Here is a 397-nt window from a genome sequence, read left to right on the forward strand (position 1 = left end):
TTTGCTGGCGTCAGGCGCGGTGTAGTCGGTGATCAGCACAAAATCATCTGATTCCGGACTGGTGTTACCGGCCTTGTCGGTTGCGGTGGTGGTGATATGGTGTTCACCCTCTGGCAGAGGTGTCGTTGGCGTGAACTGCCAGCCGCCATTTTCATCCACAACGGTAGAACCAATCAGTTCGCCGTTGTCATAAATATCGACACGGCTGCCCGGCTCAGCGGTACCGTTGAAGGTCGGGTTCGCATCATCGGTGGTGCTGCCGCTGCTCAGATCGCCACGGCTGGACCCGACATCATCCGTCGCAACACCTATTACCGGTTTTTCCGGTGCCATGGTATCGACAGAGATATCAAAGGACGGAGACGTGACGTCGTTACCCGCAGGATCGGTTGAAACT

1 protein-coding gene is annotated in these 397 nt (G+C 56.2%); it reads right to left on the reverse strand.

Going from position 1 to position 397, the window contains the following annotated elements; genetic code table 11:
- Positions 1-397, reverse strand: a 397-nt coding sequence (locus tag C5687_RS24385) for an Ig-like domain-containing protein (protein ID WP_146086325.1), incomplete at both ends; no start/stop codon positions are given.

It is taken from the genome of Enterobacter sichuanensis, assembly GCF_002939185.1.
In the GTDB taxonomy this organism is placed as follows: domain Bacteria; phylum Pseudomonadota; class Gammaproteobacteria; order Enterobacterales; family Enterobacteriaceae; genus Enterobacter; species Enterobacter sichuanensis.